Here is a 15,847-nt window from a genome sequence, read left to right as displayed (position 1 = left end):
TGACGTGCGGCTTGGTGCGCTCGAACTTACCCTTGGCCATGGCTGCTTCTTCTCGGTGATCGTAGAAAGATTTGACGACTGAATATGGTGCTCACGAAAGGAATCGAACCTTCGACCTCCTCCTTACCAAGGAGGTGCTCTACCGACTGAGCTACGTGAGCGTTGTTCTATTGTGACACAAGCGCGTTCAATGGAGCGGGAGACGGGAATCGAACCCGCACCATCAGCTTGGAAGGCTGAGGTTCTACCGTTGAACTACTCCCGCTACGGGATGCCGCACTGCCACAACAAAATAACTGGTGGAGGGAGGTGGATTCGAACCACCGAAGGCGTAAGCCAGCAGATTTACAGTCTGCCCCCGTTGGCCGCTTGGGTATCCCTCCAACTTACCCACTCGAACCCGGCTGCGAGGCCGAAATCAGAGAGGGGTGAAACAGCCCGCTATTCTTCCCTGACATCCCCGCCTTGTCAACAGTATTTTGACGCGATGTCGCAGGAAATCGTCGTTGCCCGCGCGCGCCCGGCCAGGACACGCGCACGCATCAGACGTTGAAGCGGAAATGCAGGATATCGCCTTCCTGCACGCGGTACTCCTTGCCTTCCAGACGCAGGCGCCCGGCTTCCTTGGCACCGGCCTCGCCCTTGTACTTGATGAAATCGTCGTAGGCGATGGTTTCGGCGCGGATGAAGCCCTTCTCGAAGTCGGTGTGGATCACCGCCGCGGCCTGCGGTGCGGTCGACCCGGCCTTGACCGTCCAGGCGCGCACTTCCTTCACGCCAGCGGTGAAGTAGGTCTGCAGCCCCAGCAGGGTGTAGCCGGCGCGGATCACCCGGTTCAGGCCTGGCTCGCTCAGACCCAGATCGGCCAGGAACGCATCGCGGTCGGCGTCGTCCAGCTGCGACAGCTCTTCCTCGATCGCCGCCGACACCGGCACCACCTCGGCGCCCTCGGCGGCGGCATGCGCGCGCACCGCATCCAGGTGCGGATTGTTCTCGAAGCCGTCTTCCAGCACGTTGGCGATGTACATCACCGGCTTGAGGGTGAGCAGGAACAGGTCGCGCACCAGCGCCTTCTCTTCCTCGTCCAGCCCGGCGTTGCGCCCGGCCTTGCCCTCGGCCAGCGCGGCCTGCAGCTTGGCCAGCACCGGCTTGCGCGCCGCCGCGTCCTTGTCGCCGCCCTTGGCCGAACGCTCGGCGCGGTTGAGCGCCTTCTCGACGCTATCCAGGTCGGCCAGGGCCAGTTCGGTGTCGATGGTCTCGATGTCGGAAACCGGGTCGACCTTGTTGTTCACATGGATGATGTCGCCATGCTCGAAGCAGCGCACCACGTGGGTGATCGCATCGACCTCGCGGATGTGCGCCAGGAACTTGTTGCCCAGGCCCTCACCGCTGGCCGCACCGGCGACCAGGCCGGCGATGTCGACGAACTCGACCGCGGTCGGCACGACCTTCTGCGGATTGATGATCGCCGCCAGCGCGTTCAGGCGCGGATCCGGCACCGGCACCACGCCCACGTTCGGCTCGATGGTGCAGAACGGAAAATTGGCCGCGGCGATGCCCGCCTTGGTCAGCGCATTGAACAGGGTCGACTTGCCGACGTTGGGCAGGCCGACGATGCCGCATTTGATGCCCATGTGTGTGATCCGGGAATGGAGAATCGGGAATAGGGAATCGGAAAGCATAGCCGCCTTTCCATTCCCCATTCCCCATTCCCTATTTCCCCTGCGTATGCAACCGCTTCATCGCCTCGTTGAAATCGCCCTGCACGGCCAGCGGCAGCACGTCGATGGCGTCGTCGATGGCGCGATCGATGAGCACTTGGTCGTCCTTGCCGGCGCGCCCCAGCACCCACGGCACCACCTTGTCCTTGTGGCCGGGATGGCCGATGCCGATGCGCAGGCGGTGGAAGCCGGCGTGCCCGAGCAGGCGGATGGTATCGCGCAGTCCGTTCTGGCCGCCGTGGCCGCCGTCGAACTTGAGCCGCGCCGTGCCTGGCGCCAGGTCCAGCTCGTCGTGCGCCAGCAGCGCCTGCGCCGGTTCGATCTTCCAGAAGCGCAAGGCGGCCGTGACCGACTTGCCGCTGAGGTTCATGAAGGTGGCCGGCTTCAGCAGCCACACCGACTGCCCCGCGACCTCGACCTTGGCGGTCTCGCCGAACAGCTTGGCGTCCACACTCCAGCGCGCGCCGGCCCGCTCGGCCAACGCGTCGACAAAACGAAACCCGGCGTTGTGCCGGGTATTCGCGTGTTCGGCGCCGGGGTTGCCCAGGCCGACGATCAGACGCAGACCAGTCATGCGCAATGCATCGCCGCGGCGTCCGGACCGATGGCCCGGACGCCGCGCAGGCGATTACTTGCCGTCCTTCTTGGCCGGCTCGGCGGCGGCCGCCGCGTCGGTGGCTTCCGGCTCTTCCTCGACACGGCCGTGCTTGGCGATGACCACCGCCACGTCGTGCTCCTTGCCCAGCTTCAGTTCCGGCAGCTCGACGCCGGCCGGCAGCTTCAGGTCGGACAGGTGGATCACGTCGCCGACCGACAGCGCGGCCAGGTCGACTTCGACGAACTCCGGCAGGTCCTTCGGCAGGCACACGACCTGGATTTCGTTCAGCTCGTGGGTGACGACCACTTCGGCCGACTTGCCGGCCGGGGACACGTCCTCGTTGATGAAGTGCAGCGGCACCGAGGCGTGCAGGGCCTCGTTGTCGTTCACGCGCTGGAAGTCGATGTGCATGATCAGCTGCTTGAACGGGTGACGCTGCATATCGCGCAGCAGCACCTTCTGCACGTCGCCGTTCAGGCTCAGGCTGAGGATGGACGAATAGAACCAGTCGTTCTGGCTGGCCAGCCAGACTTCGTTGTGGTCGAGCTGGATGTTGACCGGCTTCAGATCGCCACCGTAGACGATCGCCGGGATCAGGCCGTCGCGACGGAGGCGGCGGCTCGCACCCTTGCCCTCGACTTCGCGGCGCTGAACCTTGATTTCATGCGTGGTTGCCATTTGCGTTTACTACCTTGGTTGAATGAACCGCCTCGCGGCGGTTTTGATGACTCTTCCGCGACCAGAAGAGTCTGTGAAGCCGGGAGTGGGGAATCGGGAATGGGGAATCGCAACAGCGCAATGCCGCGCTTCGCCCATTCCCTATTCCCGATTCCCCATTCCCAGCCTTTAATCCACGTACAACGAACTCACCGACTCGCCGAAGGCGATGCGGCGGATGGTTTCGGCCAGCAGCTCGGCGACGCTGAGCTGGCGGATCTTGCCGCAGGCGCGGGCGGCCTCCGACAGCGGAATCGTGTCGGTGACCACCAGTTCGTCCAGCTGCGAATTGCTGATGTTGCTCACCGCCGGGCCGGACAGCACCGGATGCGTGCAGTACGCGGCGACCTTCAGCGCGCCCCGCTCCTTCAGCGCAGCCGCGGCGGCGCACAGGGTGCCGGCGGTGTCGACGATGTCGTCGACCAGCACGCAGGTCTTGCCCTCGACGTCGCCGATGATGTTCATCACCGTGGACACGTTGGCGCGCGGACGGCGCTTGTCGATGATCGCCAGGTCCGCGTCGTCCAGGCGCTTGGCCACCGCGCGCGCACGGACCACGCCGCCCACGTCCGGCGAGACCACGATCAGGTTGTCGGTGCCGTAGGCGCGCCAGATGTCGGCCAGCAGCAGCGGCGAGGCGTAGACGTTGTCGACCGGGATGTCGAAGAAGCCCTGGATCTGGTCGGCGTGCAGGTCGACGGTCAGCACGCGGTCGGCGTTGACCGCGCTGAACATCTTCGCCGCGACCTTGGCGGTGATCGGCACGCGCGAGGAGCGCATGCGCCGGTCCTGCCGCGAGTAGCCGAAGTACGGCACCACCGCGGTGACGCTGGCGGCGCTGGCGCGCTTGAGCGCGTCGATGATCACCAGCAGCTCCATCAGGTTCTCTGCGCTGGGCGCGCAGGTCGGCTGGATCACGAACACTTCCTGCCGGCGCACGTTCTCCTCGATCTCCACCTGCACTTCGCCGTCGGAGAAGCTGGAGACCATCGCCTTGCCCGGACGCACGCCCAGCTCGCGGCAGATGCTTTTGGCCAGGGGCTTGTTGGCGTTGCCGGAGAACACCAGCAGGTTGCGTTGGTCTTGCATGAGGGGTCTCTCGGGTGGCTGCAAAGAGCGTGTGGCGACGATAACGATGTGAATCGGGAAGCCAGGAGGAGCGATGCTTCTACCTGTTGAACCCCCGCACATGGATGTGCGGGCTTTTGCGAGGGACTCGGATAATGGCAGGGGCGGTAGGATTCGAACCTACGAATGCCAGGATCAAAACCTGGTGCCTTGGGCCTCTTGGCGACGCCCCTGCGTAAACCTGTGTCAAGCCTCCAGCGCGTCGAGCAGCGGCGAACGCGGGACGCCACCTGCCACCCAGGCGCGCATCCCGTCCGGCAAGTCCGCCAGCGCGCGCACGGCGGCAGCGCGATCGGCGAACTCGACGAAACAACCGCTCCCCGACCCGGTCAGGCGTGGCGTACCGATCCGAGCCAGCGCCTGGAACGTGGCCTGGACGGCCGGTTCGCGGCGAAGCAGGACCGGCTCGAACGCATTGCCGAGCAGGAAACCTGAAACGAAGTCCGCTATTTTCGCGGGCGCAGCATCCCGCGTCAAATCCGGGGACTGGAACAGGGCCGCGGTGGGCACGTGCACCCCCGGATCGGCCAGCACATACCAGGCCGGCGGCAGCGCCAGCGCGGTCAATCGCTCACCCACGCCCTCGGCCCAGGCGTCGCGCCCGCGCACGAACACCGGCACGTCCGCGCCCAGCGACAGGCCGAGGCCAGCCAGGGCGTCCTCGTCCAGCCCAGCGCCCCACAGGGCATTCAGCGCCACCAGCGCGGTCGCCGCATCGGACGAACCGCCACCGAAGCCACCGCCGGCAGGAATGCGCTTTTCGACGCGGATATCCACACCTTGGGCGATATTTGCCGATGTTTGCAGCAGGCGCGCGGCACGCACCAGCAGGTCGTCGGCCTCGGCGACGCCGGCCACGGACGGACCGATCCGCGCCACCACCCCGTCCGCGCGCGGCCGCAGATGCACCGTGTCGCCCCAGTCCAGCAGGCGGAACACGGTCTGCAACTGGTGGTAGCCGTCCGGCCGGCGCCCGGTGATCTGCAGAAACAGGTTCAGCTTCGCCGGGGCCGGCCAGGACGACCAGCCCCCGTCGGTGCCCCCGCTCATGGCGCAGGCACGGTCCAGGCGTCGACCAGCAGGCGCACCTTGGCGTCGCCGTTGCGCGCCTCGATGCGCCGCGGCAGCGCCGGACGACCGTCGCTGGGCGGATACCAGTCCTGGAATTCGATCTCCCAACCCATCTGCCGCAGCGTATGCGGCCGGCCCTGCGCGTCGTAGTCGACCCGCTCCGGCGCCTGCGCGTCGGTCGCCACCAGCCCGCGCACCCAGTCGGGCAGCAGGTTGACCGGGATCTCCCAGCCGGTCGCCTCCAGCAGCAGCTGTTCGGCGTTCTCGCCGTCGCGCGGACCGCCCTCCAGCCCCTCCAGGCGCCCGGCCTCGGAGTGGCTGTCGCCGGTCAGGCGCCAGCTCTGCCGGGTCACTGGCGCGCTGAGTTGCACCTCGTACTGGCGCTGCCGCTGGGTCCAGTCGATGCGGCCGCTGCCGCCGTTGCGCCCCTTGGTGATCGCCACCCGCCCCTGGAACGACCAGTCCGGATGCGCCCGCAGCCATTGCGCGCGCGCGGCCTCGGCCTGCTGCGCAGCGGCGTCGGGGGCGGCGACGGCGACCGGCGACGGGGTGCGGGTCGGCAGCGCACTGCAACCGGCCAGCAGCAGCCCGGCGACCAGCGCCCAGGAGGTACGCAGGCCGGCGGTCACGGCGCCACCTTGTCCAGGGCGCGGCGCAACGCTCGATTGTCCGGATCGAGCTTGCGCGCCTCGTCGAAGTACTTGTTGGCCTCCTCGTGCTTGCCCTGCTCCCACAGCACCTGGCCGATGTGCGCGGCGATCTCCGGATCCTTCACCAGGCTCCAGGCGCGGCGCAGTTGCACCAGCGCCTCCTGGGTCTTGCCGAGCCGGTACAGCACCCAGCCGTAGCTGTCGATGATCGCGGCATTGTCGGGATCGGCGGTGCGGGCGCGGTCGATCAGCTGCAACGCCTCGCGATAGCGCTTGGTGCGGTCGGCCAGGGTGTAGCCGAGCGCGTTCAGCGCCGCCACGTTCTCCGGATCAGTGACTAGGATCTTGCGCAGGTCGGCCTCGGCGCGGTCGATGCGGTCGCGACGCTCCCAGGACAGTCCGCGCGCATACAGCAGCGCATTGTCGTCCGGATACGCAGCCAGGCCGCGCTCGAACACCTGCAACTCGCCGGCGTCGTCGCCGCTGCGCTGGCGCAGTTCCGCCTCCAGCACGTAGGCGTCGCGACGCGCGGCATCGTCGGCCTCGGCGTCGTCCTGCAGCGCGCGCGCCTCGGCGAAGGCCGCGTCCTTCTGGCCGAGCGCGTACAGCGCGCCGGCGGCGCGCAGCCGCGCCTCGCTACGCAGCGGGCCGCCCGGCACGCCGCGGTACCAGTCCACCGCTTCCTGGTTGCGCTTGAGGAACTCGGCGATCTTGCCGAGCAGCAGGCGCCGCTCCGGATCCGGCCGGTCGGCACCCTTGCGCAGCTCGTCGTACAGCGCGGTCAGGGCCGCATTGTCCTGCAGCTTGGCCAGCATCGAGGCACGCAGGCCGTAGTTCTGGGTGGTCTGCGGCCCCAGCGCCAGCACCCGCGCCGCGGCGGCGGTGTCGCCGATGGCATCGTAGGCATAGGCCAGCGCCGTGCGCAGTTCCGGGTCGCCGGACACCTTGGGCTCCACGCCCTGCAGCAACGCGCGCGCCTGTTCGGTCTTGCCCGCCTGCTGCAACTGGGTGGCATGCAACAGCGCCACCCGCGGCTCCTGCGGGAAACGCTTGACCAACTGGTCGACGATGCGCTCGGCCAGCTTGGGCTGGTCCAGGCGCAGCGCGAGGCGCCCGAACTCCTGCCAGGCCTCGAGCTGGCCGGGGATGGCATTGGCGTCGAGCAACTGGTCCAGGGCCTTGGCGGCGACCTCCGGATCGCGGTTGCCGCTGACCAGGGCGATCAGCGCGAAACGCCAGCCGCGCGGGTCCTTGTCGCGCAGCAGGGCCACCAGCAGGCTGCGCGCCTGGCGCAGGTTGCCGCTGCGCAAGGCCAGCGAGGCCTCGGCGCTGCGCATGGCCAGCGACTCGGGCGCACGCTGCCGCCACAGCGCCAGCGCCTGGGCGGCGGCCGCGCTGTCGTTGGCCAGCATCGCGATGCGGGTGGCGCGCTCGGCCAGGCCGGCATCGCCGGGGCTGTCGTTAGCGGCCTGCAGGTACCAGCGCGAGGCGTCGGCCAGTTGCCCGGCCTGCAGGGCGAACTCGCCGGCCAGCACCGGCGTCATCACGTCCTGGGCGGGACTCAGTGCCTTGGCCGCGGCCGGTGCGGCCACAGCGGCGATTGCGGACAGCAGCAGAATGGTACGGATGCGAATCAATGCGGGCATCGGAAGCGGCCGGGCCGTAAAATGGGGCCCTGAATGGCCAGCAGCTTATCGCAAGCAACTGAACAGATGACGTTGTGGGTGCTCGGATTGAACCACCAGACCGCGCCGGTCGACCTGCGCGAACGGGTGGCATTCGCCGGCGACGCATTGCCGCGCGCGCTGCAATCGCTGCGCGGGCTGCCCGACGTCGCCGAGGCGGCGCTGCTGTCCACCTGCAACCGCACCGAGCTGTACGCCATCGCCGGCGATGCGCAGCACCTGGCCGACTGGCTGGACTCGCATGCCGCCGGCCTGCACGGCTATTTGTACCAGCATCAGGACGCGGACGCGGTGCGGCACCTGTTCCGGGTCGCCACCGGGCTGGACTCGATGGTGCTGGGCGAGCCGCAGATCCTCGGCCAGGTGAAGGACGCCTGGTCGCTGGCACGCGAGCATGGGGCGATGGGCAGCCGCCTGGACCGGCTGTTCCAGCAGACCTTCTCGGTGGCCAAACGCGCACGCACCGACACCCGCGTGGGCGCCAATCCGGTCTCGGTCGCCTCCACCGCGGTGCGCCTGGCGCAGAGCTCCTTCGCCCGGCTCAGCGAATCCACCGTGCTGCTGGTCGGCGCCGGCGAGACCATCGAGTTGGCCGCCAAGCATCTCAGCGAGGGCCGGGTGCGGCGCCTGCTGATCGCCAACCGCACCCTCGCCCACGCGCAGGAATTGGCCAGCCGCCACGGTGGCGTGGCGCTGCCGCTGAGCGAACTGGAGCGCCACCTGCACGAAGCCGACGTGGTGTTCTCGGCCACCGCCGCGCGCGAGCCGGTGGTGACGCGGGCGCAGGTCGAGCAGGCGCTGCGCGCGCGCAAGCACAAGCCGATGCTGCTGTTCGACCTGGCGGTGCCGCGCGACATCGAGGCCGGCGTGGCCGACCTCGCCGACGCCTACCTGTACACCGTCGACGACCTGGAGCGCGCGGTCGAGGACAACCGCCGCGGCCGCCGCGAGGCCGCCGAAGCGGCCGAGGCGATCATCGACCTGCAGGTCGTGCGCTACATGGAGGCGCTGCAGGCCAGCACCCGCCAGGCGCCGCTCAAGCGCCTGCGCGCGCACGGCGACAGCACCCGCGACGACGTGCTGGCCAAGGCGCGGCAACAACTGGCGCACGGCAAGCCCGCCGACGAGGTGCTGGAGTTCCTCGCCAACACCCTGACCAACCGCCTGCTGCATCCACCCACCGCGGCGCTGCGCGAGGCGGCGCTGCGCGGCGACGCCGAGCTGGCGCGCGCCGCCGAGCGCCTGTTCCCGGAGAAGCCGGGCTATTTCCACCCCATTCTGAAGACCGATGACACCGACCCTGCGCCGTAAGCTGGAGGCGCTGGCCGAGCGTCGCGAAGAACTCGAACGCCTGCTGTCCGACCCCGAGGTGGTGAGCGACAACACGCGCTTCCGCGACTACTCGCGCGAATTCGCGCAACTGGAGCCGGTCGCCGCCGCGCTGGCCGCCGAGGCCGCGGCCAAGGCCGACCTGGCCTCGGCCGAGGCGATGCGCGCCGATCCGGAACTGCGCGAACTGGCCGAGGAGGAAATCACCGCCGCGCAGGCGCGCCTGGCCGAACTGGACGCGGAACTGGCGCTGCTGCTGGTGCCGCGCGATCCGCGCGACGACGGCAACCTGTTCCTGGAAGTGCGTGCCGGCACCGGCGGCGACGAGGCGGCGATCTTCGCCGGCGACCTGTTCCGCATGTATGCGCGCTACGCCGAACGCCAGGGCTGGAAGGTGGAAGTGGAATCGGACAGCCCCGGCGAGCACGGCGGCTACAAGGAAGTCGTGGCGCGCATCGTCGGCCGCGGCGCCTACTCCAAACTCAAGTTCGAGTCCGGCACGCACCGCGTGCAACGCGTGCCGGCGACCGAATCGCAGGGCCGCATCCACACCTCCGCGGCGACGGTGGCGATCATTCCCGAGGCCGACGACGTGGAGGAGATCGCGATCAACCCGGCCGACCTGAAGATCGACACCTTCCGCTCCTCCGGCGCCGGCGGCCAGCACGTCAACAAGACCGAGTCGGCGATCCGCATCACCCACGTGCCCAGCGGCGTGGTGGTGGAGTGCCAGACCGAGCGCAGCCAGCATGCCAACCGCGACAAGGCGCTGAAGCGGCTCAAGGCGCAGCTGCTGGAGGCCGAGCGCAGCAAGCAGGCCGCGGCCGAGGCGCAGGACCGCAAGCTGCAGGTCGGAAGCGGCGACCGCAGCCAGCGCATCCGCACCTACAACTTCCCGCAGGGCCGCATCACCGACCACCGCGTCGAGGGCCTGACCCTGTACGACCTGCCGAACGTGATCGAGGGCGACCTCGATGCGCTGATCGGACGCCTGAGCCACGAGCACCAGGTCGACGAACTGGCGCGCCTGAGCGACAGCCCATGAGCGTGCGCGTGCGCCAGGCCGATGCGCACGACCTGCCGGCGCTGGCAACGCTGTTCGATGCCTACCGGCAGTTCTACGGGCAGGTGCCGGATGCGGCGACTGCGCACGACTTTCTCGCCGCGCGCATGGCCCGCGCCGAGTCGGTCGTGCTGCTGGCCGAACGCGATGCGCAGGCCGCCGGCTTCGTGCAGTTGTATCCGTCTTTCTCCTCGGTGCGGGCGGCACGGCTGTGGATCCTCAACGACCTGTACGTCGCCCCGGCGCACCGCCGCCACGGCGTGGCGCAGGCGCTGCTGCATGCCGCCGAACGCCATGCCGCGGACGATGGCGCAGTGCGCATCGTGCTGGAGACGGCGCAGGACAACCTCGCCGCGCAGGCCCTGTACCGCGCCTGCGGCTGGCAGCAGGAGCTGAGCGCGCAGCACTACGTCAAGGCGCTGGTGCCGTGAGCGTGCGCCGTCCGCGATCGGTCGCGGCCGCCACGGCGGCATGAACGGCGGCGTCGACGAACGCCTGCAACTGCAGGCCGCGGTGCGGCGCGATCCGCAGGACTTCCTGGCCTGGGTGATGCTCGCCGACGCCGAACTCGGCGTCGGCGCAGTGGCGGCCGGCGAACAGGCCGCCGTGCGTGCGCTGCAGTTGCGCCCGGGACATCCGGAGGCGCTGGCGCGGCTGGGCCGGGTGCGCTGGACCCAGGGTCGCCATGCCGACGCAGCGCAGGCATTGCGCGAGGCACTGCGGCAAGCGCCCCAGCACCCCGGCATCGCGGTATGGCTCGGCCACGCCCTGGAAGACAACGGCGAGGCCGAAGCCGCAGCGCAGGCCTACGCGCATGCGCACGCCCTGCTGCCGCAGGAGCCATCGATCGCCGCCTACCTGCTGAACTGGCGCCGCAAACTGTGCGACTGGCGCGGGCTGGACACGCTGTCGCAGCAGGTGCGCAGCGCGGTGCAGCAAGGGCATCCGGCGATCGAACCGTTCGCCTTCCTCAACGAGGACGCGGGCGCGGACGAACAACTGCGCTGCGCGCGCAACCGCGCCCAGGCGCTGGCGCGCAGCCTCGCACCGCTGCCGGCTGCGCAGGTGCGCCGCGATGGCGCGTTGCGCATCGGCCTCCTGTCCAACGGCTTCGGCGCGCATCCCACCGGCCTGCTGACCGTTGCCCTGTTCGAGCGCTTGCGCGCGCATGCCGACCTGCAGGTGCACCTGTTCGCGCTCAACGGCGACGACCGCAGCGCGCTCCGTGCGCGGCTGCAGGCGGCTGCACATGCCTGGCACGACGTGGCCAGACAGCCGCATCGTCAGATCGCCCAGCGCATCCGCGATACCGGCATCGACCTGCTGTTCGATCTGCGCGGCTGGGGCGGCGGCGGCACGCCGGAAGTGCTGGCGCTGCGTCCGGCGCCGGTGCAGGTGAACTGGCTGGCCTACCCCGGCACCTCCGGCGCACCCTGGATCGACTACGTGGTCGGCGATGCCTACGCGTTGCCGCCGGCGCTGGCCGCGCACTACAGCGAGCGGGTGCTGCGGCTGCCGCGCGCGTTCCAGCCGTCCGACGACACCCGCCATGTCGGCACCCCGCCCGCGCGCCGCGACTGCGGCCTGCCCGAGCACGGCACCGTGTTCTGCTGCTTCAACAACAGCTACAAGCTCGGCCCGCGCAGCATGGCGCGGATGCTGGAGGTGCTGCGCCAGGTGCCAGACAGCGTGCTGTGGCTGCTGTCCGGCCCGGGCCAGGCCGATGACCGACTGCGCGCCGCCGCCTCGGCGGCCGGCGTGGCACCGACGCGCCTGCGCTTCATGCCCAAGCTGGCGCATCCGGACTATCTGGCGCGCTACCGGCACGCCGACCTGTTCCTGGACACGCATCCGTACAACGCCCACACTACCGCCTCCGATGCCTTGTGGGCCGGCTGCCCGGTGCTGACCTGTCCCGGCAGCACCTTCGCCGCACGCGTGGCTGGCAGCCTCAATCATCATCTCGGCCTGGACGACATGAATGCCGACGACGACGCAGCGTTCGTCGCCACCGCGGTGCGCCTGGGGCGCGATCCCGCGGCGCTGCAGGCATTGCGCGAACGATTGCACGCACGGCGCGCGGACAGCGGCCTGTTCGACATGCGCGGCTTCGCCGACGACTTCGCCGCGCTGCTGCGCGACACCGCTTCGCGGCATGGCTGGGAAAGCGCAGGCTCGACCTGATCGATCGCTCACGGATGCGCCACAAGTCCGCGGCGGCACATCCAGCAACGGACGGCGTAGCGACGTATCGCCAGTCAACGTCGCGATCGACATCACCGCCGGTACATCCGCATCGCCGTCTCCCATCGCCGAGCGCGCTTGCGTCACAGCGCACGGGTGGTGTGGACGAGCGTCGCTGCAGGTCGCAGCGACCCAGCCAACGGCAGCCCGTGAGGCGCATGGGCGCAGTCGCCAGCGTGCTGGTCGAGCTACCGAAGCGCTTGACCTCAAGTGAACTTGAGGTCCGACACTGCGCGCACGCTCCTCGTGCAGATCCCGCAATGTCGCTGCCGCTCCCGATTCCGACGCCCGATTCTTCCGCCCCCGTTCGCAGCATGCTGCTCGCCGAAGCCCCCATTCCGGATCGCGCCGCGCTGCTCGACTGCATGCGCGGCCTGTGCGACCACCGGCTGCATGCCCTGATCTGGATGGAATCGCTGGGCGATGCCCCCGACCTGCTGTACGCACGCTGCTGCTGCGACGCGGCGCCAGCACTGCATGGACTGCTGCGCGCACGCCTGCCGGCGCTGCGGCGGACGCTGCGGCGCTACCGGCGCATCCGCAGCGGCGTATCCGATCCGCACCGGGCAGCGTCCTGCGTGGTGATGACCCGCGTCCCGACCCGCAATGCAGCGCAGGCGCAAAGCCGCGCCGATGCCGCCTTCGCCACCCTGCAGGATGGCGCACATGCGCTGCGCGGCCTGATCGCCGCGCACCTGTACCTGTCGGACGACGGCCGCACCCTGCTCGAATGCACCGAGTGGCACAGTGCGGAGGCACAGCGGCGTGCCCTGCAGCGCGAACCCGAGCGCCTGCCGCTGGCCGCCGATCGTGCCGCCAGCGTCCATCGTTTCCGGCCACGCACCCTGGTCCTGCCATGCGACGGCACGACCCCGGTCCACCTCCACGCCTGAATCGGCGGGCGCGCGCCAGCAACGTGCGCGGATGCGGCTCCCCGCCCGGGCGGCGATCCGAGCGCGCGATCACCACGCCCAGGCGCACACTTCGGCGGCCCGAAGCGCCCCCATTGCCGTCGTCCACGACAACGCGCCACCCCCGCCGTAGCCGCGGCTGAAGCGCCAACGCGCTCAGGCTGTACGCCGGCCGGGCGAGCCGCTAGGCTGCCGGCATGACCGCCAACGCCGACTTCATCGCCTTGAACCTGTGCGTGCTGACCGTCTCGGACACGCGCACCCTCGACCAGGACAGCTCCGGCGACTATCTGGTCGCCGCTCTCGGCGGCGTCGGCCATCGCCTGCACGCACGGGAACTGCTGCCGGACGACCGCTACCGGATGCGCGCCACGGTCTCGGCCTGGATCGCCGATCCGCAGGTGGACGGCATCCTGGTCACCGGCGGCACCGGCTTCACCGGCCGCGATTCCACGCCCGAGGCGCTGCTGCCGCTGCTGGACAAGGAGATGCCAGGCTTCGGCGAGCTGTTCCGCGCGATCAGCGTCGAGGAGATCGGCACCTCCTCGCTGCAGTCGCGCGCCTTCGCCGGCCTGGCCAACGCCACCTTCCTGTTCTGCCTGCCCGGCTCCACCTCGGCCTGCCGCACGGCCTGGGAGCGGATCATCGCCGCGCAGCTGGATGCCCGCACCCGCCCCTGCAATCTGGCCACGCTGCGCCCGCGGCTGAAGGAATGACCTGGACTCCCGCATGCCCCTGGACACCACGTTGCGCCTGCTGGCCAAGGCCAGCGGCATGAGCGCCGCAGACATCGCCGCGGCCATCCCGCGCGCCGGCGCGGCCACGGTCAAGGCCTGGATGGCGGGCGAAAAGCTGCCCGGACGCGCCCAACTCACCGCCCTGGCACGCACCTTCGGCGTCCCCGCCGGCGCCCTGCTCGGCGAACTGGCCAGCCAACTCGACCCGGCACGCACCCGCGGCGAGCACGATCTGCTGCAGGCCTACCGCGCCCTCGACACCCGCCAGCAGGGCGCGCTGCTGGAAGTGGCGCGCAGCATGGCCGGCACCGGCACCCGCAAGCGGAGCAGCAAATGAGCCATCTCAAGCGCAAGCAGTACAAGGCCCTGATGCAACCGCTGCAGCTGGAACTGACCGCGATGGCGCAGGCGGTGCAGCACAGCGGCGAGCGCGTGCTGGTGCTGTTCGAAGGCCGCGACACCGCCGGCAAGGGCGGCGCGATCCAGGCCATCGCCGAACATCTGAACCCGCGCCAGTGCCGCGTGGTCGCCCTGCCCAAGCCGACCGACCGCGAAGCCACGCAGTGGTATTTCCAGCGCCACGTCGCGCACCTACCGGCGGCCGGCGAGATCGTGCTGATGGACCGCAGCTGGTACAACCGTGCCGGCGTGGAACGGGTCATGGGCTACTGCAGCGATGCCGAATACCACGCCTTCCTGCGCCAGACCCCGCTGTTCGAGCAGTTGCTGGTGGACGATGGCATCCGCCTGTTCAAGTACTGGCTGTGCGTGGACCAGGCGCAGCAGGAAAAGCGCTTCGCCGAGCGCCTGCACGACCCGTTGAAGGGCTGGAAGCTGTCGCCGGTGGACCTGAAGTCGCGCAGCCAGTACGCCGACTACACCCGCGCCCGTGAGGCGATGCTGGAAGCCACCCACCGCGACTATGCGCCATGGACCCTGGTCGACTTCAACGACCAGAAGCGCGGCCGCCTGACCCTGATCCGGCACCTGCTCGACCAACTGCCGGAAACCCGCCTGCACGAACCGGACCTGGACCTGCCGCCGCTGAAGCAGAAGCTGCACAAGGAAAAGTTTGGGCTGCTGCAGCCGATTCCGTCGTATGAGGCGGGGAGTGGGGATTAGGGATTAGGGATTGGGGATTGGGGATTGGTTGAAGCCTGCGGCGCGCAGTCGTCGCTTTGCGACCGCGCGTCGCCGGGCGCGCCACTCACAGCCATTCCGGGAACAGCGCGTCGCGGTTGAAGCCGCTTCTACGGTCGTTTCGGCTCGCGCACCACTAAAGAGGCGGCTGTCCCCGCAGGAGCGGCTTCAGCCGCGACGAGCGAAGCCATCCCATCCTCTGGTCGCGCAAGGCGTCGGGGCTGAAGTCCCTCCCACAAGGAAGACTTTTCGCTTCCGACGCGCGCATCCCCAATCCCGAATCCCCAATCCCGGCGGCGGCCGCGGTCACCTAGGCCACCGCCCCCTCACCCCGCCGCCTTTCCCTTCCCCTTGCCCTGCCCGGGCGCCGGGCCACCGGCGGCGGCGATCGCGGTTTCGATGTCGTGGGCGGTGACCGGCCCCAGGAATTGCTTGGCGAGCTTGCCGTCGGGCGCGATCAGGTAGGTCATCGGCAGGCCGCGCGGGGTGGCGAAGTCGGCCGGCGGCGCATAGGTGTCGACGATGACGATCGGATAGGCGACCGGGTGCTGCTTCAGGAACGCCTGCATCTCCGCCGGCTCGATGTCCTCGTAGGCCAGGCCCACCACCTCGATGTTGTCGCGCATCACGTGCAAGGCCGACAGTTCCGGCATCTCCTTCAGGCACGGCGCGCACCAGGTCGCCCAGAAGTTCACCACCACCCACTGCCCGCGGTGCGCGGCCAGGTCGTACTCGCGGCCGTCCACCGCCTTCATCTTCAGGGTCGGCTCGGGGCGGGTCTCCTGCACCACGGACGGCCCGGCCGCCGGCGCAGCGGGCGCCTCCGGCGCTGCCGGGGCGGGCGGCGCCTTGG

At 69.6% G+C, this 15,847-nt stretch carries 16 protein-coding genes and 4 tRNA genes; 8 read left to right on the top strand and 12 right to left on the bottom strand.

Features of this window, described 5'->3' with window-relative positions; genetic code table 11:
- Positions 1-85 precede the first annotated feature (85 nt).
- The 11 genes from D180_RS03230 to D180_RS03180 form a co-directional block, all read right to left on the bottom strand.
- Positions 86-161 (bottom strand) — tRNA-Thr (locus tag D180_RS03230).
- A gap of 30 nt (positions 162-191) precedes the next feature.
- A tRNA-Gly gene (locus D180_RS03225) sits at positions 192-265 on the bottom strand.
- 32 nt (positions 266-297) lie between these two features.
- A tRNA-Tyr gene (locus D180_RS03220) sits at positions 298-383 on the bottom strand.
- 159 nt (positions 384-542) lie between these two features.
- On the bottom strand, positions 543-1,634 hold the full coding sequence (gene ychF / locus D180_RS03215; protein WP_010341267.1) for a redox-regulated ATPase YchF: 1,092 nt from the start codon (positions 1,632-1,634) through the stop codon (positions 543-545).
- A 79-nt stretch (positions 1,635-1,713) separates the two neighbouring features.
- Positions 1,714-2,295 carry an aminoacyl-tRNA hydrolase gene (pth, locus tag D180_RS03210; protein ID WP_017907367.1) on the bottom strand — a complete coding sequence of 194 codons (582 nt, stop codon included), beginning with the start codon at positions 2,293-2,295 and terminating at the stop codon, positions 1,714-1,716.
- A gap of 54 nt (positions 2,296-2,349) precedes the next feature.
- Positions 2,350-2,997, bottom strand: a complete 648-nt coding sequence (locus tag D180_RS03205) for a 50S ribosomal protein L25/general stress protein Ctc (protein ID WP_017907366.1) — start codon at positions 2,995-2,997, stop codon at positions 2,350-2,352.
- Positions 2,998-3,165: 168 nt separating this feature from the next.
- Complete coding sequence (locus tag D180_RS03200) at positions 3,166-4,125, bottom strand: ribose-phosphate diphosphokinase (protein ID WP_017911658.1); 960 nt, start codon at positions 4,123-4,125, stop codon at positions 3,166-3,168.
- A 135-nt stretch (positions 4,126-4,260) separates the two neighbouring features.
- Positions 4,261-4,337, bottom strand: a tRNA-Gln gene (locus tag D180_RS03195).
- A gap of 13 nt (positions 4,338-4,350) precedes the next feature.
- Positions 4,351-5,214: a 4-(cytidine 5'-diphospho)-2-C-methyl-D-erythritol kinase gene (gene ispE / locus D180_RS03190; RefSeq protein ID WP_017911657.1), complete on the bottom strand. Its 864-nt coding sequence runs from the start codon at positions 5,212-5,214 to the stop codon at positions 4,351-4,353.
- Positions 5,211-5,864, bottom strand: coding sequence for a lipoprotein insertase outer membrane protein LolB (lolB, locus tag D180_RS03185; protein WP_017911656.1), 654 nt, complete (start codon positions 5,862-5,864; stop codon positions 5,211-5,213). The genes ispE and lolB overlap by 4 nt, the downstream gene beginning before the upstream one ends.
- Complete coding sequence (locus D180_RS03180) at positions 5,861-7,531, bottom strand: tetratricopeptide repeat protein (RefSeq protein WP_017911655.1); 1,671 nt, start codon at positions 7,529-7,531, stop codon at positions 5,861-5,863. Before D180_RS03180 ends, lolB begins: the two co-directional genes overlap by 4 nt.
- Before the next feature lie 66 nt (positions 7,532-7,597).
- Here D180_RS03180 and hemA point away from each other — a divergent pair, with 66 nt between their 5' ends.
- From hemA to ppk2, 8 genes are all read left to right on the top strand, one after another.
- Positions 7,598-8,881, top strand: coding sequence for a glutamyl-tRNA reductase (gene hemA, locus D180_RS03175; protein ID WP_017908875.1), 1,284 nt, complete (start codon positions 7,598-7,600; stop codon positions 8,879-8,881).
- A complete protein-coding gene (gene prfA, locus D180_RS03170) occupies positions 8,859-9,944 on the top strand; it encodes a peptide chain release factor 1 (RefSeq protein ID WP_017908874.1) in 1,086 nt (361 codons plus the stop codon). Before hemA ends, prfA begins: the two co-directional genes overlap by 23 nt.
- Positions 9,941-10,393, top strand: coding sequence for a GNAT family N-acetyltransferase (locus D180_RS03165; protein WP_017911654.1), 453 nt, complete (start codon positions 9,941-9,943; stop codon positions 10,391-10,393). Before prfA ends, D180_RS03165 begins: the two co-directional genes overlap by 4 nt.
- A gap of 40 nt (positions 10,394-10,433) precedes the next feature.
- Complete coding sequence (locus D180_RS03160; protein WP_017911653.1) at positions 10,434-12,146, top strand: tetratricopeptide repeat protein; 1,713 nt, start codon at positions 10,434-10,436, stop codon at positions 12,144-12,146.
- 374 nt (positions 12,147-12,520) lie between these two features.
- Complete coding sequence (locus tag D180_RS03155) at positions 12,521-13,099, top strand: hypothetical protein (protein WP_017911652.1); 579 nt, start codon at positions 12,521-12,523, stop codon at positions 13,097-13,099.
- Between the two features lie 215 nt (positions 13,100-13,314).
- Complete coding sequence (gene moaB / locus D180_RS03150) at positions 13,315-13,833, top strand: molybdenum cofactor biosynthesis protein B (protein ID WP_017911651.1); 519 nt, start codon at positions 13,315-13,317, stop codon at positions 13,831-13,833.
- Between the two features lie 13 nt (positions 13,834-13,846).
- Positions 13,847-14,191 (top strand): helix-turn-helix domain-containing protein, encoded by a 345-nt coding sequence (locus tag D180_RS03145; protein WP_017911650.1) that lies wholly within the window; start codon positions 13,847-13,849, stop codon positions 14,189-14,191.
- Positions 14,188-14,976, top strand: coding sequence for a polyphosphate kinase 2 (gene ppk2 / locus D180_RS03140; RefSeq protein WP_017911649.1), 789 nt, complete (start codon positions 14,188-14,190; stop codon positions 14,974-14,976). The genes D180_RS03145 and ppk2 overlap by 4 nt, the downstream gene beginning before the upstream one ends.
- A gap of 344 nt (positions 14,977-15,320) precedes the next feature.
- On the opposite strand, the gene D180_RS03135 is transcribed toward ppk2, so the two are convergent.
- Positions 15,321-15,847, bottom strand: a 527-nt coding sequence (locus tag D180_RS03135) for a TlpA disulfide reductase family protein (RefSeq protein ID WP_017911648.1), incomplete at its 5' end; no start/stop codon positions are given.

Origin of the sequence: Xanthomonas sp. SHU 166 (assembly GCF_000364685.1) — a bacterium.
Classification (GTDB): Bacteria; Pseudomonadota; Gammaproteobacteria; order Xanthomonadales; family Xanthomonadaceae; genus Xanthomonas_A; species Xanthomonas_A sontii.
Note: the sequence above shows the minus strand (reverse complement) of the source record. Positions and strands in the feature narration are given on the sequence as shown.